Origin of the sequence: Candidatus Contendobacter odensis Run_B_J11 (genome assembly GCF_000531125.1) — a bacterium.
Classification (GTDB): Bacteria; Pseudomonadota; Gammaproteobacteria; order Competibacterales; family Competibacteraceae; genus Contendibacter; species Contendibacter odensensis.
Map to the genome: position 1 here is coordinate 1 of NZ_CBTK010000128.1, position 6,192 is coordinate 6,192.

General features: G+C 56.8%; 5 protein-coding genes and 4 pseudogenes. 2 read left to right on the forward strand and 7 right to left on the reverse strand.

Going from position 1 to position 6,192, the window contains the following annotated elements; translation table 11 throughout:
- Positions 1-17: 17 nt before the first annotated feature.
- Together BN874_RS09745 and BN874_RS23490 are read right to left on the reverse strand one after the other, a co-directional pair.
- Positions 18-281 carry a helix-turn-helix domain-containing protein gene (locus BN874_RS09745; protein WP_051497670.1) on the reverse strand — a complete coding sequence of 88 codons (264 nt, stop codon included), beginning with the start codon at positions 279-281 and terminating at the stop codon, positions 18-20.
- 87 nt (positions 282-368) lie between these two features.
- A pseudogene (locus BN874_RS23490) lies at positions 369-662 on the reverse strand (transposase); the annotation flags it as partial.
- Positions 663-1,290: 628 nt separating this feature from the next.
- Here BN874_RS23490 and BN874_RS09755 point away from each other — a divergent pair.
- Positions 1,291-1,872, forward strand: a pseudogene (locus BN874_RS09755) (reverse transcriptase N-terminal domain-containing protein); the annotation flags it as partial.
- Positions 1,873-1,886: 14 nt separating this feature from the next.
- Here BN874_RS09755 and BN874_RS09760 read toward each other — a convergent pair.
- From BN874_RS09760 to BN874_RS09765, 5 genes and pseudogenes are all read right to left on the reverse strand, one after another.
- Entirely contained in the window at positions 1,887-3,671 is a 1,785-nt protein-coding gene (locus BN874_RS09760; RefSeq protein ID WP_230314389.1) for a recombinase family protein, read from the reverse strand.
- Positions 3,668-4,096, reverse strand: coding sequence for a recombinase family protein (locus BN874_RS25585; RefSeq protein ID WP_230314390.1), 429 nt, complete (start codon positions 4,094-4,096; stop codon positions 3,668-3,670). The genes BN874_RS09760 and BN874_RS25585 overlap by 4 nt, the downstream gene beginning before the upstream one ends.
- The gene (locus BN874_RS25590) at positions 4,089-4,250 is read right to left on the reverse strand and encodes a hypothetical protein (protein WP_154724847.1); all 162 of its coding nucleotides are present in this window, start codon (positions 4,248-4,250) and stop codon (positions 4,089-4,091) included. The genes BN874_RS25585 and BN874_RS25590 overlap by 8 nt, the downstream gene beginning before the upstream one ends.
- 46 nt (positions 4,251-4,296) lie before the next feature.
- A pseudogene (locus BN874_RS26620) lies at positions 4,297-4,524 on the reverse strand (DUF5372 family protein); the annotation flags it as partial.
- Between the two features lie 152 nt (positions 4,525-4,676).
- On the reverse strand, positions 4,677-5,522 hold the full coding sequence (locus BN874_RS09765) for an IS5 family transposase (protein WP_195912160.1): 846 nt from the start codon (positions 5,520-5,522) through the stop codon (positions 4,677-4,679).
- Between the two features lie 62 nt (positions 5,523-5,584).
- Between BN874_RS09765 and BN874_RS09770 the strand changes: the two are divergent.
- Positions 5,585-6,115: pseudogene (locus BN874_RS09770) on the forward strand (reverse transcriptase domain-containing protein); the annotation flags it as partial.
- Positions 6,116-6,192: the final 77 nt, after the last annotated feature.

Below are 6,192 nucleotides of genomic sequence, written 5' to 3' on the forward strand. Positions count from 1 at the left end.
GATTACAAATTAGAAAATTATATCCTAAAGTTAACAGCAATTGCTATGCCGAACACTATTGCCGTTAGCCCTTCGTCGACAAAGCGTTGGCGGATCCGATGCACACTCGCAATGCCGAGGTGGAGGGTCACAGCGATCTCCGCGTCGGTCGCCCCAGTGGCAGCTTGTAGTAAGACATGGGCACGCGCGACCCGGCGTGCCATCGTTTTACCTTTGCCGATGACCTCATGCAGGTAGCCCTGCTCATCATCAGTGAGGTCAACCAAGTCTTTGTGGGCCATGGGGTTTCCTCCGGTTGACCCCACTATAGGTTATCACCCCAACCTATCAAAACTTGGCTCAATATGGATTCCGGTCAGTTCGCTGTGTTATGTGACCAGCAGTTCCAAAAGGGGTCTGAGCAGACCTTTACCCCGGATGCGGGAGTTATGTACGAACGGAAAGAAACCCAAGTAGAGCGGCAGTTTCTCTTGTGAGATTCCTCGATGGGGCCGCAACCAGGAACGCAGCAGCGACCAGAAACCCTCGGCGGTATTGACATGAATCTCATGGAAACCATCCCCATCGTCATCGCGGGCGTATTCACCCCGGCTGTGGCAAACCGTATGAGGGTTAAAGCCCCAATCCTTCAATGGGTTATAGATGGCATATTCATCGGTATGGTGCGACGTGATGTTATTTATGTAATTGTTCTACTAGGGTAAAATCCTTGATAGAACCTGCTGTTCCCTCAGCAGTAGCCTACCGCCACATGCGGCCTTGGTAACGAGACGGTGTGAAGCTGGCGGGACAAAGTAACCCATACCCGAAAGGGTTAAGCTGAATCCGTGAGGATGAAGCGTATCTACAAGCATAATGTGGAAGGGGGCTAGGCTTGGGTGGTATGGCTAACGTAAGTGAACTGTCGATAAATTCCGTTAAGAATGACAAGCCAAATAATGCTGATAGGCTTGAGCCAAAATGGCAAGTGGTAGGTTAGCTCTTTCATACCTAGAGCTACGGGGACACAAGACCACCGGAAGATAGACAGAGCCTAACCCATCTCAGTTACACAGATGAAACACGGTAAGCCCGATAAGTTTTCCTTCTCGCCAGCAATGGCAGGCCGACCGCAAGGAAGGTTGATAGAAGGCGGGTAAAGGAATACGGAGAAAGCGAAGGCTGCCTTGTAATGAGACGGATAGGGGTTGAGTCGAAAGGCAACATCACCCTAGCTGGCAACGGCGCAGACTTCCGTTATGGTCTCATATCACGAGCGAGTAGGTAGAACCTTTACAGGAGGGCAGGCAAATGATTACTTGTACAGTAAGTGCGGCCTCCGGCTTGGAGTTGAGTTGGCACAGGATTAACTGGGCTGAATGTCACCAACAAGTCAGAAGGCTGCAAGCGCGTATCGTGAAGGCAACGCAGGAAGGCCGCTGGAACAAGGTGAAAGCCTTGCAATGGCTGCTAACCCATTCGTGGAGTGGCAGAGTCATCGCCGTAAAACGAGTGACGGAAAACCAAGGTAAGAAAACGCCAGGAGTTGACCAAGAAACATGGTCAACCCCGAACGCCAAATTTCAAGCCGTGTTGTCGATAAGGAGGCGGGGATACAAGCCTGCACCTCTGAGACGGGTTTTAATACCCAAAAGCAACGGGAAGTCAAGGCCGCTTGGAATACCGACCATGAAGGATAGGGCGATGCAGGCACTTCACCTGCTCGCGCTAGACCCGGTATCGGAAACAACGGCGGATAACAACTCGTATGGATTTAGACCAGAAAGGTCCACGGCGGACGCAAGAGAACAAGGCTTCACAGCACTATCAAGAAACTGGAGTCCGCAATGGATACTGGAAGGTGACATCAAAGGTTGCTTGGATGCTGCTTCATAATACCCCCAAGTTTATGAGGAAAGGTTAAATAGGTCGGGGTGGTTATCTACCGCCTTGATTCGCAGCCCTTTTCTGCGCCCACAGCAGACATGGACGGCATCGAGTTCGCCGCGCTTGACACGCTGCAACACGGTTTGCCGCGATACACCAAGCGATTGGGTGGCCTCTTGCATTACGACATAACCTTCGGGCGCTTCCTCGACAAATTGGCGCCGCAGGTCATCGGTCAAACGAATCTGCCAGGGCGCACCGGGTGTGACCTGCTCGCCGGCGACGAAGCCCTCGTTGACCCAGCGATGCAGGGTGGAGGGGGCCAGGTTGAGGGCGTTGGCGGCTTGTTGGATGCTGAGAAGTTCGCCCTCCGGGCCTTCCGGCTGCGGCTCAAAGCGCGGGATGTGCCAATGTCGCCGGGTGTTACCCACGAGGTTGGCGGTAAAGCGCAGGCCTCGTGCGGTGGTTCGCCCCTGCCGGTTGAGGATGCCGGCGATGACGTCATCGGGATAGTGAACCGCCAAACGACGCAGGAGTACCAGGGTATCTTCGTCGGTGCGCACGGTAGCGGGTCGAGAGCGCGGCAAGCTGACCTCGAGTTCGGTGAGCCGGCCGCCACGCCAGCGCAGGGTCAGATGCGCTCGGTATTCGTTGCGGAAGACCGCGATGATGACTTCTTCCAGCAGGGCGCGCAGGAGTTCCTTTTGGTCGCGGCGCGTGGTCGTGGGAGCAAACCAAACTGGCTTGAGATCGCGACCGAGCGCCAGTAGGGCGTTGCGTTCGCTGGAGGTTAGCGCGACCGGGCGCTGCTGTTGGCGGCGGGTCAGTTCGACCTGGGCCTCATCGAGCGCCCGCAAGCGCTGCTCCCATTCGGTTTCGAGACCACGGGCCACCAGGCGATTTTCGGGCTCGACGGCGCGATAGCGGCGTTCGGCCTTGTCGGCTTCATAGCGCGCCCGTTCTACGGCGAGCCGCCACTGCGTGAGGGCGGTATCGTGATCGGCTTCGAGTTGTTGCGCGGCGAGGAGAGCCGCTTGCATGCCCGCGGGTTCGAGGGCTTGAAGAAAAGCCTGAGTCACCGCCTCGTCGATTTGCAGGCCGCCCACGTTGAGGCAGTAGACCCCTCGTCCGCCGACGATGTCTTTGCCGGCGCAGTGATAACCGGGGATGCTGGTGCGCCCGCGATAATGCGTGCGTAAGCGACGGCCGCAATGGCCGCAGGTGGCGAGGCTTTGCAGCAAGGCCGCCCCTTCTCGCAAGGCGCCGCCCACCTGGTGGGGTTGGGGTCGGGTATTGCGGTCGAGCCGCGTTTGATTGGCCGCATACGTGGCCCAATCGATGAAGCCTTCGTGGTGATCGGGGATGAGGACAGCCCACTCCGCTTGCGGGAGATGACGAATCCGTTGCCTGATCTGCCCCTGCGCATCGACATACCGCTCACGCCGGGTTTTACCGTAGCAATAGGCACCGGCATACACCGGATTGGTCAGGATATGGTGGATCGCGGTATACGTCGGCGGAGTCCAGCGAATTTCGTCGGTTTGGTTCAATCGCAGGGGAAAGTTCAGGCCCTCGGCGTGAAACCAGAGCCACACCCGGCGCGCCGAACCCAGTTCGGCAAAACGTTCGAAGACCGAGCGAATGGCGGCGACCACGGCGGCGTGGGGGTGGAAACGCACCTCGCCGTCCTCATCGCCCCAGACGAAGCCGATGGGTAACCCGCGACGCAGTTCGCCGCGGGCGGCCTTGTTGCGGATGCCGCCGTCGAGCCGTGCCCGCAGGATATGGAGTTCGGCTTCGCTCATGGTGCCCTTGAGTCCCAGCACGAGGCGATCATTGAACAGGCCCGGAGGTAGACGCCGTCGGCATCGCCGATCAAGGTATCGGTCATTCCACACAGGTCCAGCAGGCGATACCAGTCGGCATTATTGCGCGCCAGACGCGAGACTTCGAGGCCCAGGACAATGCCGACGTGCCCCAGGGCCACGTCGGCGGTCAATTGGGCAAAGCCGGACCGTTGCGCCGCGCTGGCCCCGGACAGGCCCAGATCCTGGTCGATGATGGTGACCTGGTCCCGCGCCCAACCGAGGGCGATGGCGCGGTCGGCGAGCGCGTATTGACGCGCGGTGGACTCCCGGTTGTGCTCGACCTGAGCTGCGGACGATTGACGAATATAGACCAGGGCGGCCCGGCGCAAGTGAACTGGACTGATTTTGCCGTGATCACTCATGGCGGGGCGCCTCCGGTTTCGTTTCGACTGTGGCGGTCTTGGCGATCAGTTGTGCCAGCTTGCCGAGGACCACGGCGCGTTGCCCGTCGTCGAGATGCTCCCAGATCGCCGGTTTGAGCGGTGGGTTTTCCAGAAAGGGCAGGCTCTTTTGCATGGCGGCGCTCCTCAAAAGGTGATGGACGATTGAGGAGAGCGTCGAGCAGTGAACGGGTGTGGAGCAAGTCGGACAAGGAGCCCAACAGCGTCCCCTGCCCATCGGGAGTGGCCGGGGCGCCTGGGTCCGGGCGCGCCCAGTCCGTCCAATCCGCCGGAATCAGTGACCGGCTCTGGTCGGGCAAGATCAGCAGGAAGTGGAGTTGGCCGTTCCGATGCGTGCGCCGCAGGACTCGAAGGACTCGGCCTTCAAAGGGATGCCCTCGGCGGATAATGGTGACTGCTTCGGAACAGTCTTCGAGATGGGTAGTGTGTGGTGGTTTCCTTTGACCACATCAGTCACAAATGGATGCTGGAGCATGTCCCCACGGACAAAGTAACACTCCAGAAGTGGCTAAGAGGATATCCGGCACATACTTTGCTTATCTCAAGTGGGTACGAGCTTCCTAGCGATGATCAGCGTGCAGGCGAACTGAATCATTGCCAGGTAGTTTTGTGCCTTGCAGAAGTAGCGGGTGCGAATCGCCCGAAAGCCTTTCATCCAAGCAATGGTCCGTTCGACGACCCAGCGGCGGGCGGGCTGAGTCTTCGCGCCGTCGGCCATTTTTTCCTCGCCGATCCGGCGAATGTGCGGGATATAGCCCTGATCCTTTACTTGGGCTTCAACCCGGGCATAGTCGTAGCCCTTGTCCAAGCACAAGTGCTGGGACTGATCGGGGGTCAGCGCAGGGCGCGGCAGGATATCCGCCACCACGGTAGGGGAGACTAACCGGCTGTCGTGGACATTGGCACCGACCAGGACGACCCCGAGCGGAATCCCGCTTTGATCGACATGGCAATGGATTTTGCTGCCGCTTCGTCCCCGGTCGGTCGGATTGCGCCCCAAGCCCTCCTCGGCCAAGCAGAGCAACTGACCCCGCACCGGGGCTTGCACCAACGTCCCATCCATGGCCTGCCATTCCCATTCAATCCCGTGTAAGGCTTGGTATTCTTCAGCCTGTAACCGGAAGATCTCAGCAAACACCCCCGCCTGTACCCACTTCTGGAAGTGTTCATGAATCGTACTTTTAGAACCATAGCAGGCGGGGATCTGACTCCACTGACAGCCCGTTTTGAGCAGGTAGAACATCCCGTTCAAGAGGCACCGGAAATCCATCGGTGGACTACCCCCCGATTTTTTCCGCCGAAAGCGCACCAATAAAGGTTCCACTTTGCTCCAAACCGCATCAGAAATTTCTTGATAGGCCATACCGTCCTCAGTCAGGACCGTGATTGTCTTGTTGACACCCTACCTCATGTTACCCTTTTTTAAGCATATCCTGTGCCGGATGTCCTCTAAAGGCAGGCTACGTCTACAAAGACGAACTCTTCCCAACAACGGCGGGGACGCCACAAGGAGGCATCCTCTCGCCCACGCTGGCAAATTTGACCTTGGATGGATTGGAAGCCGCACTGCGCAATAAATATGGCGTGAACAAGAAAGGGAATCCTGACGGCCACATTGCGGGCGCACACCAAGTCAACTTGGTACGATATGCGGATGACTTCATCATCACGGGCAAGTCGAAAGAACTGCTCGAAAATGAAGTGAAGCCCTTGGTTGAAAAACTCCTAATGGAACGGGGTTTAACACTCTCGGTTGAGAAAACCAAGGTTACGCACATTGAGGAAGGGTTTGACTTTCTCGGATGGAATATCAGGAAATATGACGGAAAGATGTTGATTAAGCCGTCAAAGATGAACGTGAAAGCGTTTTTAGGGAAAATCCGAAAAACCGTAAAGGCAAACAAGATGGCCCAGCAAGAAAACCTGATTGGGTTGCTAAACCCCATGATTCGGGGATGGGCCAACTATAGCTCTCCTATGCAGGTTGTGGAATTTTTAGATACCATTCTATTTTTCTAAAATTAAAAATCTTTTTATTAAGAAACTTAACAAAACAG

Coding starts and splice junctions, on each gene's coding strand:
- BN874_RS25585 (WP_230314390.1), bottom strand. CDS start 4,096: ATGAGTGATCACGGCAAAATCAGTCCAGTTCACTTGCGCCGGGCCGCC.
- BN874_RS09760 (WP_230314389.1), bottom strand. CDS start 3,671: ATGAGCGAAGCCGAACTCCATATCCTGCGGGCACGGCTCGACGGCGGC.
- BN874_RS09745 (WP_051497670.1), bottom strand. CDS start 281: ATGGCCCACAAAGACTTGGTTGACCTCACTGATGATGAGCAGGGCTAC.
- BN874_RS25590 (WP_154724847.1), bottom strand. CDS start 4,250: ATGCAAAAGAGCCTGCCCTTTCTGGAAAACCCACCGCTCAAACCGGCG.